Source organism: Methylobacterium sp. Leaf123 (assembly GCF_001423405.1).
GTDB lineage: Bacteria > Pseudomonadota > Alphaproteobacteria > Rhizobiales > Beijerinckiaceae > Methylobacterium.
In genome coordinates this window covers 455926-473717 of record NZ_LMNS01000038.1, presented here as the reverse complement: position 1 = coordinate 473717, position 17792 = coordinate 455926, and the positions used below count along the sequence as shown (strand labels likewise).

At 65.0% G+C, this 17792-nt stretch carries 26 protein-coding genes; 16 read left to right on the top strand and 10 right to left on the bottom strand.

Annotated features, from left to right (window positions below):
• Nucleotides 1-379 precede the first annotated feature (379 nt).
• The 4 genes from ASF53_RS21840 to ASF53_RS26925 all read left to right on the top strand — a co-directional run bounded on the left by ASF53_RS21840 (nt 380) and on the right by ASF53_RS26925 (nt 4190).
• Nucleotides 380-1486, top strand: coding sequence for an RNA-dependent RNA polymerase family protein (locus ASF53_RS21840; protein WP_056203689.1), 1107 nt, complete (start codon nt 380-382; stop codon nt 1484-1486).
• Between the two features lie 339 nt (nt 1487-1825).
• A protein-coding gene (locus tag ASF53_RS21830; RefSeq protein WP_085985476.1) for an IS3-like element ISMex5 family transposase occupies nt 1826-3009 on the top strand; the annotation gives its coding sequence in 2 pieces (ribosomal slippage) (nt 1826-2090 and nt 2090-3009; 1185 coding nt in all).
• 419 nt (nt 3010-3428) lie between these two features.
• On the top strand, nt 3429-3902 hold the full coding sequence (locus ASF53_RS21825) for a hypothetical protein (protein ID WP_156635761.1): 474 nt from the start codon (nt 3429-3431) through the stop codon (nt 3900-3902).
• A 159-nt stretch (nt 3903-4061) separates the two neighbouring features.
• Nucleotides 4062-4190, top strand: coding sequence for a hypothetical protein (locus ASF53_RS26925; protein ID WP_286134623.1), 129 nt, complete (start codon nt 4062-4064; stop codon nt 4188-4190).
• 283 nt (nt 4191-4473) lie between these two features.
• Here ASF53_RS26925 and ASF53_RS21820 read toward each other — a convergent pair whose 3' ends face one another.
• The 3 genes from ASF53_RS21820 to ASF53_RS21815 all read right to left on the bottom strand — a co-directional run bounded on the left by ASF53_RS21820 (nt 4474) and on the right by ASF53_RS21815 (nt 6835).
• Nucleotides 4474-4944: a very short patch repair endonuclease gene (locus ASF53_RS21820; protein ID WP_056203682.1), complete on the bottom strand. Its 471-nt coding sequence runs from the start codon at nt 4942-4944 to the stop codon at nt 4474-4476.
• A 15-nt stretch (nt 4945-4959) separates the two neighbouring features.
• A complete protein-coding gene (locus tag ASF53_RS26045; protein ID WP_156635759.1) occupies nt 4960-5133 on the bottom strand; it encodes a hypothetical protein in 174 nt (57 codons plus the stop codon).
• A 541-nt stretch (nt 5134-5674) separates the two neighbouring features.
• A complete protein-coding gene (locus ASF53_RS21815; protein WP_286134622.1) occupies nt 5675-6835 on the bottom strand; it encodes a DNA cytosine methyltransferase in 1161 nt (386 codons plus the stop codon).
• Nucleotides 6836-7215: 380 nt separating this feature from the next.
• Here ASF53_RS21815 and ASF53_RS27115 point away from each other — a divergent pair, with 380 nt between their 5' ends.
• Complete coding sequence (locus tag ASF53_RS27115) at nt 7216-7407, top strand: helix-turn-helix domain-containing protein (RefSeq protein WP_156635757.1); 192 nt, start codon at nt 7216-7218, stop codon at nt 7405-7407.
• A complete protein-coding gene (locus ASF53_RS21810) occupies nt 7404-7616 on the top strand; it encodes a hypothetical protein (protein WP_056203679.1) in 213 nt (70 codons plus the stop codon). The genes ASF53_RS27115 and ASF53_RS21810 overlap by 4 nt, the downstream gene beginning before the upstream one ends.
• Before the next feature lie 181 nt (nt 7617-7797).
• Here the strand turns inward: ASF53_RS21810 and ASF53_RS21805 are convergent, their stop codons facing one another.
• The 5 genes from ASF53_RS21805 to ASF53_RS26030 are packed head-to-tail and all read right to left on the bottom strand — an operon-like array spanning nt 7798 to nt 10071.
• Nucleotides 7798-8922: a tyrosine-type recombinase/integrase gene (locus ASF53_RS21805; RefSeq protein WP_082482931.1), complete on the bottom strand. Its 1125-nt coding sequence runs from the start codon at nt 8920-8922 to the stop codon at nt 7798-7800.
• Between the two features lie 8 nt (nt 8923-8930).
• On the bottom strand, nt 8931-9128 hold the full coding sequence (locus tag ASF53_RS21800; protein WP_056203675.1) for a hypothetical protein: 198 nt from the start codon (nt 9126-9128) through the stop codon (nt 8931-8933).
• Nucleotides 9118-9444, bottom strand: a complete 327-nt coding sequence (locus tag ASF53_RS21795; protein WP_056203672.1) for a hypothetical protein — start codon at nt 9442-9444, stop codon at nt 9118-9120. The genes ASF53_RS21800 and ASF53_RS21795 overlap by 11 nt, the downstream gene beginning before the upstream one ends.
• The gene (locus ASF53_RS26035; protein ID WP_156635755.1) at nt 9441-9854 is read right to left on the bottom strand and encodes a hypothetical protein; all 414 of its coding nucleotides are present in this window, start codon (nt 9852-9854) and stop codon (nt 9441-9443) included. The genes ASF53_RS21795 and ASF53_RS26035 overlap by 4 nt, the downstream gene beginning before the upstream one ends.
• Entirely contained in the window at nt 9847-10071 is a 225-nt protein-coding gene (locus ASF53_RS26030; RefSeq protein ID WP_156635753.1) for a hypothetical protein, read from the bottom strand. Before ASF53_RS26030 ends, ASF53_RS26035 begins: the two co-directional genes overlap by 8 nt.
• A 268-nt stretch (nt 10072-10339) precedes the next feature.
• Here ASF53_RS26030 and ASF53_RS21785 point away from each other — a divergent pair, with 268 nt between their 5' ends.
• The 3 genes from ASF53_RS21785 to ASF53_RS21780 are packed head-to-tail and all read left to right on the top strand — an operon-like array spanning nt 10340 to nt 11079.
• Nucleotides 10340-10573 carry a hypothetical protein gene (locus ASF53_RS21785; RefSeq protein ID WP_056203667.1) on the top strand — a complete coding sequence of 78 codons (234 nt, stop codon included), beginning with the start codon at nt 10340-10342 and terminating at the stop codon, nt 10571-10573.
• Nucleotides 10570-10692, top strand: a complete 123-nt coding sequence (locus tag ASF53_RS26915) for a hypothetical protein (RefSeq protein ID WP_286134620.1) — start codon at nt 10570-10572, stop codon at nt 10690-10692. Before ASF53_RS21785 ends, ASF53_RS26915 begins: the two co-directional genes overlap by 4 nt.
• Before the next feature lie 33 nt (nt 10693-10725).
• Nucleotides 10726-11079 (top strand): HigA family addiction module antitoxin, encoded by a 354-nt coding sequence (locus tag ASF53_RS21780; RefSeq protein ID WP_056203664.1) that lies wholly within the window; start codon nt 10726-10728, stop codon nt 11077-11079.
• A gap of 39 nt (nt 11080-11118) precedes the next feature.
• Here ASF53_RS21780 and ASF53_RS21775 read toward each other — a convergent pair whose 3' ends face one another.
• The gene (locus ASF53_RS21775) at nt 11119-11376 is read right to left on the bottom strand and encodes a hypothetical protein (protein ID WP_082482916.1); all 258 of its coding nucleotides are present in this window, start codon (nt 11374-11376) and stop codon (nt 11119-11121) included.
• Nucleotides 11377-11400: 24 nt separating this feature from the next.
• On the opposite strand from ASF53_RS21775, the gene ASF53_RS21770 reads away from it, so the two are divergent.
• From ASF53_RS21770 to ASF53_RS26025, 4 genes are all read left to right on the top strand, one after another.
• The gene (locus tag ASF53_RS21770; protein ID WP_056203658.1) at nt 11401-12366 is read left to right on the top strand and encodes a DEAD/DEAH box helicase; all 966 of its coding nucleotides are present in this window, start codon (nt 11401-11403) and stop codon (nt 12364-12366) included.
• A gap of 41 nt (nt 12367-12407) precedes the next feature.
• Complete coding sequence (locus ASF53_RS21765) at nt 12408-13325, top strand: DUF7146 domain-containing protein (RefSeq protein ID WP_286134619.1); 918 nt, start codon at nt 12408-12410, stop codon at nt 13323-13325.
• A gap of 20 nt (nt 13326-13345) precedes the next feature.
• Nucleotides 13346-14014 (top strand): transcription termination/antitermination protein NusG, encoded by a 669-nt coding sequence (nusG, locus tag ASF53_RS21760; RefSeq protein WP_156635751.1) that lies wholly within the window; start codon nt 13346-13348, stop codon nt 14012-14014.
• Between the two features lie 193 nt (nt 14015-14207).
• Complete coding sequence (locus tag ASF53_RS26025) at nt 14208-14537, top strand: DUF6894 family protein (protein ID WP_156635749.1); 330 nt, start codon at nt 14208-14210, stop codon at nt 14535-14537.
• A 221-nt stretch (nt 14538-14758) separates the two neighbouring features.
• Here ASF53_RS26025 and ASF53_RS21755 read toward each other — a convergent pair whose 3' ends face one another.
• Entirely contained in the window at nt 14759-14956 is a 198-nt protein-coding gene (locus tag ASF53_RS21755) for a hypothetical protein (RefSeq protein ID WP_056203650.1), read from the bottom strand.
• A gap of 139 nt (nt 14957-15095) precedes the next feature.
• Between ASF53_RS21755 and ASF53_RS21750 the strand changes: the two genes are divergently transcribed.
• From ASF53_RS21750 to ASF53_RS21740, 3 genes are all read left to right on the top strand, one after another.
• The gene (locus ASF53_RS21750; RefSeq protein WP_200943301.1) at nt 15096-15455 is read left to right on the top strand and encodes an HNH endonuclease; all 360 of its coding nucleotides are present in this window, start codon (nt 15096-15098) and stop codon (nt 15453-15455) included.
• A 112-nt stretch (nt 15456-15567) separates the two neighbouring features.
• Nucleotides 15568-16002, top strand: a complete 435-nt coding sequence (locus ASF53_RS21745; protein WP_056203646.1) for a P27 family phage terminase small subunit — start codon at nt 15568-15570, stop codon at nt 16000-16002.
• A complete protein-coding gene (locus tag ASF53_RS21740; protein WP_056203643.1) occupies nt 15995-17791 on the top strand; it encodes a terminase large subunit in 1797 nt (598 codons plus the stop codon). The genes ASF53_RS21745 and ASF53_RS21740 overlap by 8 nt, the downstream gene beginning before the upstream one ends.
• The last annotated feature ends 1 nt before the right edge of the window (nt 17792 follow it).

Below are 17792 nucleotides of genomic sequence, written 5' to 3'. Positions count from 1 at the left end.
TTGCGACCCGTCATAGGACGGCGTCGTGCTGAGCAAGAGGCGTTCAGAGCGCTGGTGAAACGTGTTGCACGGCGCCAACCCTGGCGGTCGTCCATCTGGCACAAACGCCTTGGAAACTACCCAATTTCGAGGCTTATCCCGGCGCTCTGTATTATCGCCTACATGTGTAGATGCGATTTCCGCCGCTGAATCCAAAATATTGACTTGCAGCTCCGCTCTGAGGTATTTACTTCGTCTGCAGCCCCGATCGAGACGCGCTGCCAAGGAGCGTCGGTTGCTTAAACAAACTCGTGATCAAGCACGGCAAACTGTGTGCCGCCAGCTGGACCGTATCGCTACTGTCAGCGCAGCTGGCGGCCGGCGGAAAGCAAGCATTCTTGTGCGGCGCTTCCTTTGGGCGGACACCGTCAAGCTCGACGCAGCGTTTAGGGTGCTGGGCGAAGCTGTATCGTTTGAAGAAGCCGCGGAGCTGGCTGGCCGGATCGACTTGTTCCAGCCTTGTGAACGTGCCGTGACGTGGTGGCGGATTCCGAAGCGGACCACAGGGTCTCGGATCGTATGCCAGTTGCCGAGCGAGGTTCGCGCCGCGCACCTGATCATCCTGGACGTGCTGCAGGCGCAGTTTCGTCCCGGGCATCATCTTTATGGCGTGAAAGGGAGAGGACGCGACGAGTTAGCTCGAAGCCTACGGGCTGCCATGGAACAGGGTCGGGGATACGCGATTCAGGGGGACATCCGAGAAGCGTTCTCGAACGTCGATGTTGATTCGCTCTACGACATCCTGCCGCTGCCCGCCGCGGTCATCCGGCACATGCTGGATTATCGCAACCTCCGCCTTCGGCACGACCCAACACGAGACAAGGCGCAGGTCTCCTCTGCTCCGTGTGGTCCTCTATCCATACGAGGGACATACCTGTCGGTACCGACTCAGGTGAACGGGCCAACCGGGCTTCTTGCAGGCTTCCCGGCATCAAACCTCATCCTCGCGATCGCCCTCGCCGGGCTATCAGACGTCCTACCCCCTGGATGCGCACCGTATCTATACGCCGACAACGTGTTGGTCGCGGCGCGTACGGAGGAGGAATGCCGGCGAATTGAACCGATGCTCATCCGCTACTTCGCGGAGCACCCTGCGGGTCCGTTCACCCTAGACAAGATAGCCATTGACAGCCTCGACGCAGGCATCGGGTTCCTCGGCTATGCTTTCGAGCGCGATCTTGAAGGCGAAGTTGCAATTATTCCCAATCAGCGGGGATACAACGACATCATCGTGACCTGCTGTCGAGCTGCCGAGGCTGCGGCGGCGGCAGGTCGCGTGAAGCCCGAGACCCGTCATCTGATCCGTCAAAAGCTAAGCGGCTTTTCAGCCACGACAGATCCTGAGTGGATCTACACGTGGGTCGGCGAGATGATGAACGAATCGTTCAACGAGGTCGTCTGGGCTCAGGAACGAGGGCATTGGCCGCCTGGGCTTAGAACTAGCTAACATCATCGCTGCGATCGCGTCCGGTTGAACGGCAATTATGGGCGCAAACCCGTAGTTCCGCTTCTGTGTTATAGGCCAACTTCCGGTCGCCCGATGCACCGACCTTCCGCCAAGTCAGGCTGACTGGGTTTGGGTCGCAGTTTCACAAGCAATATTCTCGTGCAACAAGTTGCACAAAGAAGGCCGGCAGGACGCATTAATGGAGCTGCACCTGCACCTGCGAAGCCGGCTGAGGAGCGTGCCGACATGAGTTATCAGACGTCGGTGCTGCGGATGATCCGCCCCCACTGAAGTGGTCCGCCCTGAGGTATGGCTTTTGAGCCAGATGAGGACGGACAGATGGGAACGAAGCGGCACAAGCCGGAAGACGTGGTCGCCAAGCTGCGGCAGGTGGATGTTCTGGTCTCGCAGGGCCAGAGCGTGGCGGAGGCGATCCGGGCCATCGGCGTGACGGAAGTGACCTACTACCGCTGGCGCAAGGAGTACGGCGGCCTGAAGAGCGATCAGGTTCGACGGATGAAGGACTTGGAGGTTGAGAACCAGCGGCTGCGCAAGGCGATTGCGGATCTCACCCTCGACAAGCTGATCCTGCAGGAGGCCGCTCGGGGAAACTGACCAGCCCCGCGCGCCGACGCGCCTGCATCGCGCATGTCATGAACGTCCTAGACGTCTCCGAGCGCCGCGCCTGTCGGGCGCTCGGGCAGCATCGCTCGACGCAGCGCAAGGTGCCGCGGGGAAGAGAGGATGAGGCCGCGCTGACAGCCGACCTCGTGGAACTGGCTCGCCAGTACGGGCGCTACGGCTACCGGAAGATCGGTGCATTGCTGAAGGCGGCGGGCTGGTTCGTCAACGACAAGCGGGTCGAACGGATCTGGCGGCGCGAGGGGCTGAAGGTCCCGTCTCGGCAGCCCAAGCGCGGCCGCATCTGGGACGGGGATGGTTCCTGCCTGCGATTGCGGGCGGAGCGTCGCGATCACGTCTGGTCCTACGACTTTGTCGAAGCCCGCACGCACGAGGGCCGCAAGTTCCGGATGCTGAACGTGGTCGATGAGTTCACGCGGGAGTGCCTGGCGATCCGCGTCGCACGCAAGCTGAAGGCGGCGGACGTGATCGACGTGCTGTCCGACCTGTTCATCCTGCGCGGCGTGCCCGGCCATATCCGCTCGGACAACGGTCCGGAGTTCATCGCCAAGTCCGTGCAGGCCTGGATCACCGGTGTCGGCGCCAGAACAGCCTACATCGCACCCGGCTCGCCATGGGAGAACGGTTACGTCGAGAGCTTCAACGCACGACTACGGGACGAGCTTTTGAACGGTGAGATCTTCTACACGCTCAAGGAGGCGCAGATCGTGATCGAGAGTTGGCGTCTACACTACAACAGCGTGCGCCCGCACGCCTCGCTCGGCTACCGACCACCGGCCCCGGAGGTGTTCGTGCCGGCCTTCACCGCTTGGCCGGCTGCGCTCACCCGGTCGGCTCCGCCGGCCAAGCGACCCGTGGAGCAAAGGCCGACCCTCCACTAACTTAGAACTTGGACCACCGCGTGGGGGCCGATCACGGACGATGACGCGCAGGTTAACGTCGCGTGCAACAAATATCAGGTTCAAAGTCGGACAGGCGTGACGTTAAGGTTCGACCGGCAAGAGAGACTCCCCTCTCACCAGCGATGCAGCGAATGACGCCAGAGCTCCTACTGCCTCCGCACGACCGGATGACTTGCACGGCCTGCTTTCCTCAGAGGGCAAATTGGGGGGAGACAAGGATACTGTCCGAGGACGGTTGGAGCCTGGAAAACAACCCGTGCGCCTGGGGCGCTCGGAACCCTCGTTTCCTCGTGCTCGGGTTCTCAAAGGGCGAAAGGCAGTCGCGGAACATCCTGGCGAAGGATCACGACGCGATACCCTTTGACGGCTTCCGACCTCGCCTCGCAGCCGGTCTGAGAATGCTCACCCTTCTGGAGGAGGGTGACACCGTGGACAATCACATCAAGGTTGACGAGCCGGATTGGGCTTTTGGCTCCGTTGTCCGTTGCTCTCTGGCTAAGGACGGCAAGAAGTCAGGTACCGTCATATCAGCTTCGGCGACTGCTCGAAGCTACGAGGAGTGGCGAGACCGCTGCACCGACCTCTATCTCTCGCGGCTACCGGCCCGGCTCCAGATCGTCATCATGCTCTCGAATGACGATACCTACGTGGAGAACTGCCGCGCTCGGATCACGAGGCTTCATCCTGGGACCCGCAAGATCAACGAAGTGGCCTACGGCGACGGCCGGGTGACCTGGGTCCACATTGTTCATTTCGGCGGGCAGGGCTTCAACCATATGCGCGACTGGACGGAGCTCGCGGACAACACAGCGGGCCGAAAAGGACAAGCCGCCAGAGACGCAGTGATCGGCGCCCTAGGGTCCTGCGCCTGAAGTTTGTGGCAAAGTGGTGAGGCTGCAGGAAGGTGCTGATGCCCTACCGCGTGCCCACCAGCCTTGAGCTCAGCGCCGAGGAACGAGCCGAGCTTGAGAGCTAGGCTCGCCGCAGCAAAACAGCTGAGGGGGCTCGCCCTGCGTGCCAGGATCGTGCTGTTGGCCGCCAACAAGCAAAGCAACACCGCCATCGCGGCAGAGTTGAGCACCGGCAAGCATATGGTCGTGAGTGGCGCGAACGGTTCGCCCGCGAACGCACCGTTGGAACTTGTCACGGCGGCTTCGTGATGTTCACCGTCCTGAAAAGCGCTGGACTGCGCGGATCATGAGCGGGTGACATCCGGACGTACAATTCAGGGTCCGCCATTATGGCGGGCAGCCCCGTATCCGTGAATGAGAAGACCTTGTCCGCCGCCTTCCATTGAGGGTTTCCCGACACGTAACGAATTGCCCTGAACTTACCGTCATTGTACCGATGTGGGTGATATATCTCACCTTTTCGGTTAAATGTGCTGTAACACTCATGCGTTTTCATGCTTTTCCTGTTCATTGGGCCGTTTTTTCGACTCGGTCACATGGTGGAGGATCGAATGGAAGCTTGCGGGAAGGGGTATTCCCCCTCTCGCTTGTCGGTCTTCAGCCATTCCCGAACGAAGGCTGCCGCTTCCTCGGCTCGTCCTTTCCCGAGGATCCCGCATTCCCAGACAGTCAGCACCCGCCAGCCAGCCGCCAGCAATTCGTCGACCGCCCTCCTGTCCCTGGCGACATTGGCTCTGAACTTGTCGTGCCAGAAGCTGGAGTTCGACTTCGGTGTGGTGCTCCTGGAACAGCCGTGGCGATGCCAGAAGCAGCCGTGCACGAACATGCACGTCCGGTACTTCGGGAAGACGATGTCCGGTCGGCCTTTCAGGTCCTTACGGTGCAGTCTGAAACGCAATCCCCTTAAATGTAACGCCGACCGCAGAAGGACTTCCGGCTTTGTGTTCTTCTGCCCGACGCTCCGCATCATCTCGGAGCGCTTCGTGGCGTGCACGTGATCCATCCAGGACCGTCCCGTTCAGCCCCTTTGGAGCAGGTGGTAGTCACGGGCCGCGTCGAGCGCCTGCACGGGACGCCGGCTCGCATCGAAAGTGTCTACGAAATAGATCTCGCCCGGCACCTCGGCCACCGCCTCCGCGAGCGGGCCGTGTACCCTGTCCTCGGACGCGATGCTCCAAAGGGGGGGCACCATCTGGTAGTGTCACAGCACTCCCGCCGGCGTTCGCTCGGCGATGCCCGGCAACTGCATGCTCCCAAACTCGACATGGAATCGGCTAGACGACTTCAATGCGGTACGCACCAACCTCGCTCCGCGGTGCGGACCACCGCATTCCCGGCCATGGATCGAGCCGTCTCGACGAAGCGGTTCCGCGTGCTTTCGCCGGCGGCCCCCTCCAACACGACCGTCTTCCCGTCGTCGAAGGCAACGATGCGCGGGGGGGCAGGAACCACTTGCGGGCGCGCCAGATCGGCTAGACCCTCTCCTCAATCCAACCGCTATCGACGAGGAGGCTCGGAGAACGCCTCGACGATCCCTTGCCGCTGAAAGATCGAGACGAACTGCCTCCTTGCGAGATCCTCCTCGTCGGGTGGCAAGCCGATCGCCTGGGCGAACCGTCTTGGCTAGGCGTCGATGAACTCCAGCGGCGAGGAACCTTCCGGACCGTCGGTCCCGAGTTATTGCCGAGTGAGCGCCAGTTCCCATTCCCAGTAAGGGGACCTGCGGGGTGGAGTCATGTTGCCGGGATGGTGGCTGCGTGCCGGACCAGGCTGACGCCGATGGCTTCGCCGAGGCGGACCGGCACAGCGTTCCCGATCATGCGCCCGACGACGGACATCTCGACGGGGGCATCTGGAGGCAGGAATTCATAGTCCGGGGGGAAGCTCTGGAGGATCGCGCCCTCACGGAGCGAGATGCCCCGATCCTGCTCCGGATGGCCAAACCTCCCGCTCCCGAAGCCGAAGTGTTGCGTCGTGATCGTGGGGGAGGGATCCTCCCAGGTCATCCGCCCGTAGACGCCGGGATAGGTCCTTCCGGTCGCCTTGTTGTGGCAGTCTGCGACGAGCTCCGCGGGCCAATCGCGCCACGTGCCGCCCGGGACGGAAGCCTTGATGCGCGCGAGGTTCTTGGGGGACAGCCTCGCGGCGAGGTGGAAGCGGTCGTCCTGGTCCCGGCCGCCGGCGTTGAGCCGCGCCATGTCGCCGATGGCTTCGTGCACGGTGCGGTAACCTCCCGGGAGCTCGGGGACCAACGCGACGGGCCCGTGCTTCGAGGCAAGCAGGACCAACCGCCTGCGGGATTGGGGAATGCCGTAGTCTACGCATTCGATGACGTCGAACCAGACCTCGTACCCCGTGTTCCTCAGCAGCGACACGAAGTCGTCGAACACCGTTTCGCGCACTAGCTTCGGCACGTTCTCCATCGTCACGAAGTCCGGCTCGACCTCGCGGACGAGCCGTCCGAACTCGCCCAGCAAGTTCCATCGCTCGTCCTCGGACGCCTTACGGGCCTGGCTGTAAGTCGAGAAGGGTTGGCATGGTGCGCAGCCCGCCAGCAGCTTGAAGCCTTTCCGGCCGAAGGCCACCATTAGGTCGTCCCCAGTCAGGTCCGAGACCGAGACGGCTTTGAACTCCGTGCCGTTGTTGTGCTCGAACGCGTACGTGCAGCGTGCGTCGAGGTCTACGCCGAGCCGGACGTCGATGCCCGCCTTCTTCAGGCCGTGGGTCAGCCCCCCGGCGCCGCAGAACAGGTCGACAGCGACGATAGCGAAGCGCCGCGATGCCTCACCCCCAGCCCCGCCGCTCACCCGCGCCGCGTGTTGGCCGGCGGCCGCGATCCGGGCGGCACGGCGAGCGGCGGTCCACTCGGAAAGGCGCTTCGGCACGTTACCCACGTCGCCCCCGCGTCGACCGCGTCCCATGAAACGAACCTTCGATCTGCCTCTCGTCATACTGCCACGGTTCGATGCATGAAAAACGGGTCGATGCCGCTGCCCCGACACCGCACGTTGCGACGGTGGGAATCGAGATAGCCGGTGCCGGCCTTTGCGGCGAGCGATCGAAGCCGATAAAGTCGTTTGACTGAAGCGCAACTTCAGGATTGTCCACTGCCGTCACGACCACGCCGACGCCTTGCCCGATCGGACGCTGGGCGAGAGAGCGTGGCGACGCTCCGCACAGCCGTCTGTGGTAGGGGCCGGCGGCGCACGGTGCCCGGCCAGTCGTTTTCCGTCGATGGGACGGTTTCGCCCGGCGCCCGTAGGAGCAGTGGACTGTGGCCGAGGGCGCCTCTTGCCGTCAGGCGGCCGAGCGGTTTGGGGTCAGTCCCGCCAGCGCCATGCTCTGGCAGGAGAGCTTCGAGCGGGAAGGCCGGGTGGCGGCCAAACCGCAATCCGGGCGAGCCCTGGCGCCTGCCGAGCGACCGGTGATCGGCCTCTACCGCCACCCCCTGGGAGACCAATTATGATCAGCACCCGCACACTCGCAGCCGCCGTCCTGACCGTCCGCACCGCCCCGGCCGTCGCCAAGCCCAGCGGCGAGGCCCCGGACGCGAAGACCACCTTCTCGGCGCGCGGCGACCAGATCCTGCTCTTCGTGCGCGGAGAGCGTGAAGGCCGCCGCGAGCGATTCGCGCGCATCTACGCCGTGCCGGACCGTCAGGACTCGCACCCATAGACGGGAGCACGACCTTCGCTGGGAACGCCGAGAGCCTGAAGTTGCATATGTAGGCGAAAAATCTCTCACAGCTCGAAGGGTGGTCGCCGGTGCAAAGTGTTTCACCGGCCTTGTTACGGCTTCACAGTGCGCCACGCGGCTGCTACACAAAGACCTGTCGCAGCGTCGCTAAAGCGTTGTTTTACATTATAATTTTTCGGGTAGGTTCCTGTCCTGCCGGGCCCACCACAGACTTAGCAACTGTCTGAGATATAGAAGCTTTTCGCGTCCGATCCCGTACCGAAACGACGGGTGCGGGATTTCTGCGGGCTTCGCGGGCCAGTTTCGCGCGGTTAGCGGTCCGCGTGTAGACCGCGCTCTCCCGGCTTCCATCAGCCCATCCGAACAGCGCGTTGAGCTGCGCCTCGGTGGCGCCCTCCTCCGCTGCGCGCCGCGCTCCAGCCTTGCGCAGGCCATGCGCCGAGCCGGGGCATCCCGCCTCGCGGCAGGCCTTGCCGAACCAGTTCCCGAACGACTCCTTGACGAACGGACGCCCCCTCTCGGTGGCCAGGAACGTCAGCTCGCCCGTTGGGCTGGCGGCGATCGAGGCGGCGAGCGCCGGCAGGATCGGCGCGACCACGACCATGCCCGTCTTCTCGGTGCGGATCGTGAACTCGCCGTCGCGGACATGCGGGCGCCCCAGGCGGACGACATCGCCACGGCGCAGGCCGGTGTAGAGCAGGAGGTCGAAGGCGAGGCGTTCGCGTGAGCCGAGCGGCCAGTGTGCCTCGAATCGCTCGACCTCTTCCTCCGTCCAGGCATGAAAGCCGCCGTCATCGACCCCGGACGACAGGAGCTTGATGCCGTGCGTCGGGTCCGCCTTCACGTAGTCGGCCGCGAGCGCCCACTTGAACAGAGCGCGCATGGACTTGAGGAAATTGTTGGCCGCGAAGGGGCGATCCCGCCGCCGGTCGCGTCCGTTCAGGATGGCGCGGCGATCGATCTGCGAGACGGGGACCGCGCCGGCCGTCTCTTCCGCCGCCTTGTAGAAGCCGCTGCGCTGCTTCCGGGTGGCCGGGCTGAGATCCGCCCATTCGGCGGAGGCCATGTGGCGCGCGATCAGCCATGACAGCGTGCCCGGCGCCGGACCGGTCTTCGCCGGCAGCGGCTTGCCCTCCACCGCGAGGCGATAGTCGCGCCAGAACCCTTCCGTGCCGAAGGGCTCCCGCATCCGGGTTCGAGGCCCCTGCCCCACCCTCACGTACCACACCACCGTTCCGTGGCGGGTGGTCTCACGGACGAGATGCGGCGGGCGTGGGCGAGGCATGGCGTCGGTCATAGGATCACCGGCGGGCGGTCCTCGGCAAGCGGTTCGTAGAGGGCGTCGGTGACGTCACGCGGTCGCTCGGTCGTCTCGACCGCCACGCCGTCAGGCCGCACCACGACGCGCAGCACCGGCAGGCCGGCGGCTTGGACGGCGCGGATCGCTCGGGCGACATCGGCTTGGGTGATGGCGGCGGGCCTACGGGGCATGCCCGACCCCTGGGCGCGGCCCCGGATTTTCGCACCACATCGGGTTTTCGTTGGGAGCGCCGAACAGGTCCGGCAGTGCGGCCTCGACCACCTGCGTTAGGGTGGTGAGCAGTTCGTCCTCGGCGCACTTGGCGTTCCCACGGATGTCCTCGTCGAGCACGGCTAGATCCTCGGGCTGCTCGCCAACGATGTAGGCCTCGCCCGAGATGAAGCCCTGCAGCACCATGTCGATGACCAAGATGCCGATGAAGTCGCGTTTTTCGGGCGGAAGGCTGTGCCATGCCGCGGCAACGTCGGTGATGGTGGGGATCGTCATAGCGGCCCTCCAACACGATCCGGAATCAGTCGGACAACATCTTGATGTGCTTCAAGAAATTGCCGTTCCGCGGGCCAAAAAGGGCGTTCCGATTTACATGCTAGCACTCGGGCGATGTGGCGCAGGTAGCTGCCTCCTGCGGACCAGCGCTCGGTCGCCTCGGCTTCGACGGCGTAACGCTCTGCCAGTGCCCGCAGGCCGGCCAGCGTCGTTGGCATGACCTGCGTCAGGCGGGCGAAGGCTTCCGTTTCCGCATCCGCTGCGGAGTTGGCCCGGCGCATCTGGGCATCGTCGTCCTCGTCCAGTTCGTTGAGCGCGGCATGGTGCGTGCGCTGGGCCTCGTCCGCGGCAGCGATGGCAGCAAAGACCGGATCGGCCGTAGCGGCACCTAGGGGAGAGGGCTCAGCCACGATCGTCCTCCTCTCGGCTGCGTGGTGGGGTGAGGCAATCCGGCACGACGGTGAAGCGCAGCCGGTCGTTCACCAGGGCATCGATGCTGTTCGCTACAGCGGCGTGGCGCTGATCCTGGCTGCTTCCAATCGACGATCCCTCGGGAATGAGTTCGCCGATGACGCTCTCAAGCGACCGGCCTAGCCATCCGAGCGATCCCGGCCTCGGCTCGCGCACGTCGCGGCTTGGGTCGGACCGCACCGGCCGGCGGTTGCGAAGCGGGCATGGGGGTGCGATTGCGGGACTGGTCCTGCAGCATGACGTATCTCCAGTGCGTATGGGGTGGGGCTACAGGCCTCCGTCGGTGGTCCAGACCGACGGGGGCCGCTTGCGTTCAGGGCGGCGTGCTCAGGGCATGGCCGTCCTCAGGCCGGACCGGCGGGAGCCGACCGGAAAGCTCGAAGGGGTGCGCGCGAATCGTCCCCGCTCGTGATAGGGCGCCGCGATGAGCCTGATCGCGAACGAGCGCACGAAGCTGACCGCCAACGCCCTGGATCGCGCCTCGACCGCCTGCCTGACGGTGGGAGTGCTCGGTCCGACGGTCGCGACCCTATATGGAATCGGCGGCACGAACGGTGGTACGCTCGGGTTCCTGTTCGTGGCGGGAAGCCTGTTCTGGCTGATCGCCGCGGCCGCACTGCACGGGATGGCGCGCCACACGCTCGGAGGGCTGCGATGACCGGTCTCTGGATCTACGCCTACGTCGCGCTGCCGGTGCTGGTCGTGGCGCTCGGCTACCTCGCCATGCGCGCCAACGCGCGGTCGCTTCGGCAAGGCCGCCAGGGCCCGGCCGAATAGCCTGTTTCGGCGGCACGGCACGGCGAGGCTGCGATGTCCGACACGTTCGATCTCGAGGCCCTGCGCGCGAGCTTCGACCCGGCCGCCTGCGCCGAGGTCTCCCCGCCGGTCCATCCCGGCGAAATCCTGCGCGAGGAGTTCATGGTGCCGCTCGGCCTGTCGGCCGGTCAGGTCGCCAAGGCGCTCGGCCTGCCCCGCTCGCGCATCGAGCGCATCGTGCGGGAGGAGATCGGTATCTCCACCGACACGGCCCTGCGGCTGGCCAAGCTGTTCGGCAGCACGCCGCAGCTCTGGATGAACCTGCAGACCAGCTTCGAGCGCGAGACCTTGCTCGCCGAGATCGGCCCGGAACTGGAGCGGATCACGCCCGTGCCGCGGGCGGCGTGACGATACGAGACGGTGGGAGCGGATCGCGCATGCCATCGCTCAAGCCTCCGCCGCGCTGCGCAGCGTGTCGAGAACCGATGAGCGCCACTTCACCTGCATGACCGGCGTGCCGTCACCGTGCTTCTTGCCGGTGTCGTAGAGCCGGGCGAAGGCCATGCCGGCTTCCGTCGGCTGCCAGTAGGCGCGGTCCTTCGCGTCCCGCTTGCCGATCTGGAGGCCGCGCTCGGCGAGAAGCTGGTTGGCCGCGATGCCGGAGCGTCCGCCGAGTTCGCGGCCGATCTCGGTGGGGGTGAGCACATGCTCTTGCGCAGGCGCCAAGAGATGGGTCGCGCCCATCAGCGCCAACGGGTTTACGCGCCTTCGCATCCCGATCTGGCCGGCGTCCGCACCGTGGCTGGCGACTACCACGAGGGCGATCTCAGCCAAGCGATGAACAAGCCCGAACTGGTGGCCGACGTCGTGACGACGTGGCGCCAACAGGGGGAGGACCGACCGACCTTCGTGTTCGCCGTCGATCGGGCTCACGCCAAGCGCTTGCAGACCGAGTTCGAGGGGGCCGGCATCGCCTGCGGCTACATCGACGCCTACACGACGCCCGACGAGCGCGAGGCGCTGTTTGGCCGCTTCACGGCTGGGGACCTGAGGGTGATCGCCAGCGTTGGCTGTCTCACCACGGGGGTCGATCTCGACGTGCGCTGCATCGTTCTGGCTCGGCCGACGAAGTCCGAGATGCTGTTCGTGCAGATCATCGGACGCGGCCTGCGGATGCCGGAGCCGCACCCGGTCTACGGTCCGAAAGCCGACTGCAAGATTTTGGACCACAGCGACACGCATCTGCGGCTCGGCTTCGTCACCGACATCCACCACGATGCCCTCGACACGGGACGCGAGCGGCAGAAGCAGGAGCGACAGGCCCGTCCTGAGGCTCTGCCGAAGAAGTGCCCGTCGTGCTCGTTCCTGAAGCCTGCCAAGACCCCGATCTGTCCGGCCTGCGGCTTCAAGCCGGAAAAGCAGAGCGAGATCCGATGCGAGGACGGCAACCTCGTCGAGCTGAAGCGCGAGCGTGCGCGGGCCAAGGCCGACGAGAGGATCGCACTGTTCGGCCAACTCCGGCTGTACGGGCGTCGCCGCGGCTACGCTCCGGGCTGGGCCGCGCACCAATTCAAGGAACTCACGGGTCATTGGCCGAACCGGCACCAGCATGCTCCCGAGCGCGAGCCCGAACGGTTCATCCTTAATTGGCTGAAGTCCCGCCAAATCGCCTCGGCCAAACGGAGGACCGCCTGAGCATGCTCGTGCCGTTGAGAGACCGCGCTCGTGGCCGGTGGGTGAGCCTGCTGCCTATGATCGGCGTCGATAGCCGCTTCCTGGACGGTCGCAAGAATGGCCCTTGCCCGATGTGTGGTGGCAAGACCCGCTTCCGCTTCGACGACAAGGAAGGTCGGGGCACCTGGATCTGCAACCATTGCGGCGCCGGAGATGGGCCCGACCTCGCCATGCGGGTTCTCCGCATCGATTTCCGCGAGTTGGCCGAGCAACTGGAGCCGCTCATCGGTGATGCCCCTATGAGGACAGCCCCGGATGAGCGTTCGCCGGAGGAGTGCCGGGCCTCCATGAACCGCCTATGGTCCGAGGCCCGCCTGATCCAGCCTGACGATCCGGTCGCACGCTATCTGACGGCTCGGCTCGGACTGACCACGTTCCCGCGCTGCCTGCGGACCGTGGAGCGCCTGCGCTATCAGGACGACTACCCGTCCTACCACCCGGCGATGGTCGCGAAGGTGTCAGGCCCCGATGGTGAGGCTGCCACGCTGCACCGAACCTACCTGAGCCACGACGGCCGCAAGGCAGCAGTCGAGGTTCCCCGCCGCCTGATGCCGGGCAAGGTGCCGGACGGGTCCGCAATCCGCCTGTTCCCGCCGGCTGAGAGGCTCGGGATCGCGGAAGGCATCGAAACGGCACTCGCGGCTGCCCGGCTATTCAACATGCCGGTCTGGGCGGCCACAAACTCGACCATGCTGGCGAAGTGGCAGCCGCCGGATGGGGTGCGGGAGGTCGTGGTGTTCGGCGATGCCGATGCAGCCTTCGGCGGACAGGCTGCGGCCTACGCCCTCGCGCACCGTCTCGCGGTCAGGGACCGGACCGTCCGCGTCGAGCTTCCGCCGCGGGTCGGAAGCGATTGGGCCGATGTCTTGGAAGGCGAACGGAGCGCCAAGAGGGCGCGCCGGCTTGAGATCATGGCCTGAGAACGAGCCGGGAGAACAGCATGAACCGAGTAGGCAAGAAGCAGCGCGAGCGGGCACGGAAGCAGCGCAGGGCCGAGCGCAAGGCTGCGGGCACTCCTACGGCCAAGGCCAACGTCACAGCGCCTGTGCTTGGCGCTGCGGCGGTACGGATCGACCCGGTCCTGTCCTGGCACATCGCCCGCACATTGCCACGCATGGGCACGAGGGCGCTCAAGGCGCTGGAGGAATCACAGGTCGATTGGTACCTGCCCCGCACGTCCGAGGTCGTCGTGCGCCGCGGGCGTCGCGTGGTGCGCTCCACGCCCCTGCTGATGCGCACCGTCTTCATCGGCGTGCGGGATGCGGATCATCTCGCCGAGGCTCGCTCACAGGCCGGCGTGGCGGAGATCGTCTCGCATCCGGAGCCGGAGGATGGCCCCGAGGGCAACATCGAGTCCCTGGTCATGCGCCCTGCCCGGCTCGATCCGGCCGAGCTTCAGAACTTTGTGGATGCCATCGCTAAAGGAGAGGTCGCCCAACCGCTGGGCATCAAGGAAGGGCAGAGCGTCATTGTCCGAGATGGCCCGTTTGCGAGCTTCCCGGCAATCGTGGAGGCGATCCTTCCGAATGACCGCCTTCGAGTAGCCCTAAGCATCTTCGGACGAACCTCGCCTGTCATGCTGGACATCGCACAGGTGACGATCATCTGAAAATGTCAGACGCCTGCCCTCAAACAAGGAGATCACATTCCAAAACGTAGATGAGCATTTTGTGCTCATTGAATAATATATCACATTGATGATTGGGCGATTTGTGTTCCCTGGTTTTTAACAAAATTTATTTTGATAAACATGGACTTATTAGAGACTAGTGCTGTGGCGCTTCGACTACTAAGATACGGGTATGCCTAGATATTATTTCCTGGTGAATGATGGAAAAGGGTTTGACGACGACGAAGGCATGGAGCTCGAAAATTTCGCAGCCGCGATGAGAGAGGCTGTCCACTATGCCGGCTGTCTGCTCAAAGAAACGAAGCTCGAAATTCGGCCCGACAAGGCGTGGTCGCTATCGGTCTGTGACATTTCAGGGCACGTTCTCTTCCAACTAGATTTGAAGATTCGCGCAAATGCTCATTTTGCAACGGAAGAGCCGGACTTGGTTGGCGCTCGGGAGCCAGCTGGGCCAAAATTGGTTGTTGTAGCTCAGACCATCAAGCGCCAGTTGCCGAAATAGCTTCGAAGCTAACCCGCAGTTCACAACCGGATCCGAGCATATTAGTGGGGCTATGGTTGCTTCGGGTGGAGGTGGCTGGTAGTCTGGTAATGTCCCCGCTTAACTCTCCCTGATGGGATCGATGTGGAGCCGCGACGGAGACGGGCAGAACCGCTTCTCCACTTTGGAGGCTGGTCCTCATGGCCGTGCCCTCAGAGGGCACGACTTCAGGACAACTGCAGCTACCGGCTTCCGAAGCCAGTCTGTTCGCGCTCGATGGCCTTCAAGGCGCTCTCATAGGCCTTGGCCTCGCTGGGGAAGGAGCGGTCGGATCGCTCGGTCAGCTTGCCGTGCTTCCTGAGCGCCCATCCGAACTGGCCTTCGGGCTTCTTCAGCGGCTCGATGGTGATGGAATAGGGGTGCGGTACTTCGTTCGTCATGGCACCTGTATGCCACGCGGCTGGCCCAGCCACTAGCGGCAGCGTTGGAAGGCTACGGCACTCGGTTAAGCTCATGCTCGCCGGTTGTCGGTTCGAAGCCGATCGCCGCCCCACCTCCTGATGGATAGCCAAGGCGCGCGTGAAGAGCGGACGCAGACAGGATCAGCGCTCCCCTGAAGCGCAGACGTGGCACCGGCTCTACAGCCTCGCGATCTGGCGCCGTCCGAAGACCGGGCTGCGGGCTCAGCAGTTGGCCAAGCAGCCGTTGTGCGAGCGCCACCTGAAGCGCGGCCTCGTCGTCCCGGCCGACACGGTTCACCACAAGGTGCCGCACAAGGGTGATCGGACGCTCTTCGCCGACCCTGAGAACTTGGAGAGCACCTGCGCCGAGTGCCACGACGGCCTCATCAAGGCGGAGGAGATCCGGGGCCACGTGATCGGGTCCGACGCGAGTGGACGGCCCCTCGACCCGGATCATCCCTGGAACCGCGCGAGGTAGGGGGCGGTCAAAGTCTGGTGGGTAGGGGATCGGCGACCGACAGGGGTCCTGCCGTCGCACCGAGAGCAAATTTGGAAGGGGGGGATGTCGAGATCCCCTGCGGTGATGGGCCATGACGGTAACGGCGATTCAGGGAGGAGACGGCACCCCGCCCGAGCCGGATTGGTCACAGATCTATACCGACGAGATGGACCTCGCGTTCGCGTCGGAGCAGTGGGGCTCCATCGTCCGCGAGATGTCCGGCCGCGGCATCCTGTCGGTGGCGAACGGGCATGCCATCGGGCGCCTCGTGCAGTTCCGCGTTCAGTTCGAACGGGCCTCGCGGCACGTCGCCGAGAACGGTGCGATCTTGCCGGCAAAGCGGGCCAAGACCGGGCAGTGGAACCCCTACTGGTCGGTGATGACGAAGGCCGAGGAAGTGATCCGCGTGCTGGAGGCCGAACTCGGCCTCGCACCGGTCCGCCGCGGGAAGGCCGAGAAGGTCGAGCGCAAGGCAAGGCAGGCCCGTGCGGCTGACACCTTCCTCAAGCCTGCCGCCGGTGGCTGACCCGACGACCGCCTGGGCGCGGGACGTCGTCTCCGGCCGCATCGTCGCTGGCGAGTTGGTCAAGCACGCCGCCGAGCGGCATCTGCGCGACTTGCGCGACGCGTCGGGGCGCGGGCTGCACTGGCGGCCGGAGAAGGCGGCCCACCCACTTGCGTTCTTCCCGGCGGTGCTGAGCATCACGGCCGGCGCGAAGGTCGGCGAGCCGTTCAACCCGCTGCCCTGGCATGGGTTCGTGATCGGCTCGATATTCGGCTGGCGGAAGTCGAGCGGCCGGATGCGGTTCCGGGCGGGCTGGCTCGAAACCGGGAAGGGTCAGGCGAAAAGCCCGCTCATGGCGGCGATCGGCCTGTACCTGATGGGGTGGGCCGGTATCCGGCGCTCGCAGATCTATGCCATCGGCCAGGACAAGGCGACGGCGAACGTGCTGTTCGGCGACGCGGTGGCCATGTGCCGGGCGCCGATCCCCGGCAGCGACGAGGGCGACGAAGAGACCCTTGAGAACCGCGGCGACGTCATCATCCGCGGCGAAGGCGACAACGCCTGGAAGGTCGAGCACCCCGAGACGCAATCGATGTTCCGGGCGCTCGCGAACGGCGAGGCGGTGTCCGGCCCGCGGCCGACGGCGGTGCTCGCCGACGAGATCCACGAGTTCAAGGCGAACGGCTCCATCGAGACGTGGAAGCGCGCCATCGCGAAGATGCCGGGCGACGCGATCATGCTGCTCGGGACGAACACCCCGGCCAGCACGCAGATCGTCGGCACGGATTACTCGGAGTTCTATCAGAAGGTCGCCCGCGGCGAGATCACCGACGACGAGGCGTTCACCTTCATCGCCCGCGTCGATAAGGCCGACCGCGAGACCGTGTTCGAGAACGAGGCGTGTTGGCCGAAGGCGCTGCCGGCGCTCGGTGTCACCTTCCCCATCGAGAACATCCGCGGTGAGGTGAACACCGCTCGGCAGTTGCTCTCGACTGCGATGTCGGTGAAGCGGCTCTACTTCGGTATCCCGGTCGGCTCGACGGATTTCTGGATCGCGGAGGAGGCGTGGCTCGCCGTCCAGGGCGCGGTCGATCCGGAGGAGATGAAGGGGCGGCCGTGTTGGCTCTCCCTCGACCTGTCGAAGAAGAACGACCTGACCGCCCTGACGGCGGTGTGGATCGGCGAGGATGGGCACCTCTACGCCTTCACGTGGTACTGGACGGTGAGCGATGGCCTCGCGGACCGGTCCCGCCGGGACCAAACGCCCTATGACCAATGGGTCGAGGCCGAGCACCTGACGGCGGTTCCCGGCGCGGTCATCGACAAGACGTTCGTGGCCGCCAAGGTCGCGGACCTCGTCGCCGAGCACAACGTCCAGTTCCTCGCCTTCGACGTCGCCGGCATCGCCGATTTCATCGCGGCCTGCGAGCAGGTCGGGCTTCCGGTCTGGCGGTGGATGGGGCCGGACAAGCCCGAGGGCTCCGGCCTGAAGCTCGTCGCGCACGCACAGGGCACGCGGGTCGTGTTCGAGGACCGGCAGCTCTGCATGCCGCGGTCGATCGAGCGGCTTGAGGATCGCATCCTGCGCAAGGCCATCACGATCGCGGCCTCGCCCGTCACCTATGCCTGCGCGGCCAACGCGCACCTGACGCACGACGGGCAGAGCAACCGCGCCTTCGACAAGAACCGCTCGCGCGGCCGAATCGACGGCATCGTCACGAACGCCATGGCGGTGGGCGCGGCGACGATGAACGAGGCCCCCGATGCCGGCCCGTCCGTCTACGAATCCCGCGGTCTCCTGATGGTGTGAC

Excerpts from the sequence above, each read along its gene's own strand:
- ASF53_RS21825 (WP_156635761.1), top strand. The coding sequence starts at position 3,429 with ATGCTCACCCTTCTGGAGGAGGGTGACACCGTGGACAATCACATCAAG.
- ASF53_RS21820 (WP_056203682.1), bottom strand. The coding sequence starts at position 4,944 with ATGGATCACGTGCACGCCACGAAGCGCTCCGAGATGATGCGGAGCGTC.
- ASF53_RS26045 (WP_156635759.1), bottom strand. The coding sequence starts at position 5,133 with ATGGTGCCCCCCCTTTGGAGCATCGCGTCCGAGGACAGGGTACACGGC.
- ASF53_RS21810 (WP_056203679.1), top strand. The coding sequence starts at position 7,404 with ATGATCAGCACCCGCACACTCGCAGCCGCCGTCCTGACCGTCCGCACC.
- ASF53_RS21805 (WP_082482931.1), bottom strand. The coding sequence starts at position 8,922 with ATGCCTCGCCCACGCCCGCCGCATCTCGTCCGTGAGACCACCCGCCAC.
- ASF53_RS21800 (WP_056203675.1), bottom strand. The coding sequence starts at position 9,128 with ATGCCCCGTAGGCCCGCCGCCATCACCCAAGCCGATGTCGCCCGAGCG.
- ASF53_RS21795 (WP_056203672.1), bottom strand. The coding sequence starts at position 9,444 with ATGACGATCCCCACCATCACCGACGTTGCCGCGGCATGGCACAGCCTT.
- ASF53_RS21785 (WP_056203667.1), top strand. The coding sequence starts at position 10,340 with ATGAGCCTGATCGCGAACGAGCGCACGAAGCTGACCGCCAACGCCCTG.
- ASF53_RS26915 (WP_286134620.1), top strand. The coding sequence starts at position 10,570 with ATGACCGGTCTCTGGATCTACGCCTACGTCGCGCTGCCGGTGCTGGTC.
- ASF53_RS21780 (WP_056203664.1), top strand. The coding sequence starts at position 10,726 with ATGTCCGACACGTTCGATCTCGAGGCCCTGCGCGCGAGCTTCGACCCG.
- ASF53_RS21770 (WP_056203658.1), top strand. The coding sequence starts at position 11,401 with ATGGGTCGCGCCCATCAGCGCCAACGGGTTTACGCGCCTTCGCATCCC.
- nusG (WP_156635751.1), top strand. The coding sequence starts at position 13,346 with ATGAACCGAGTAGGCAAGAAGCAGCGCGAGCGGGCACGGAAGCAGCGC.
- ASF53_RS26025 (WP_156635749.1), top strand. The coding sequence starts at position 14,208 with ATGCCTAGATATTATTTCCTGGTGAATGATGGAAAAGGGTTTGACGAC.
- ASF53_RS21755 (WP_056203650.1), bottom strand. The coding sequence starts at position 14,956 with ATGACGAACGAAGTACCGCACCCCTATTCCATCACCATCGAGCCGCTG.
- ASF53_RS21745 (WP_056203646.1), top strand. The coding sequence starts at position 15,568 with ATGACGGTAACGGCGATTCAGGGAGGAGACGGCACCCCGCCCGAGCCG.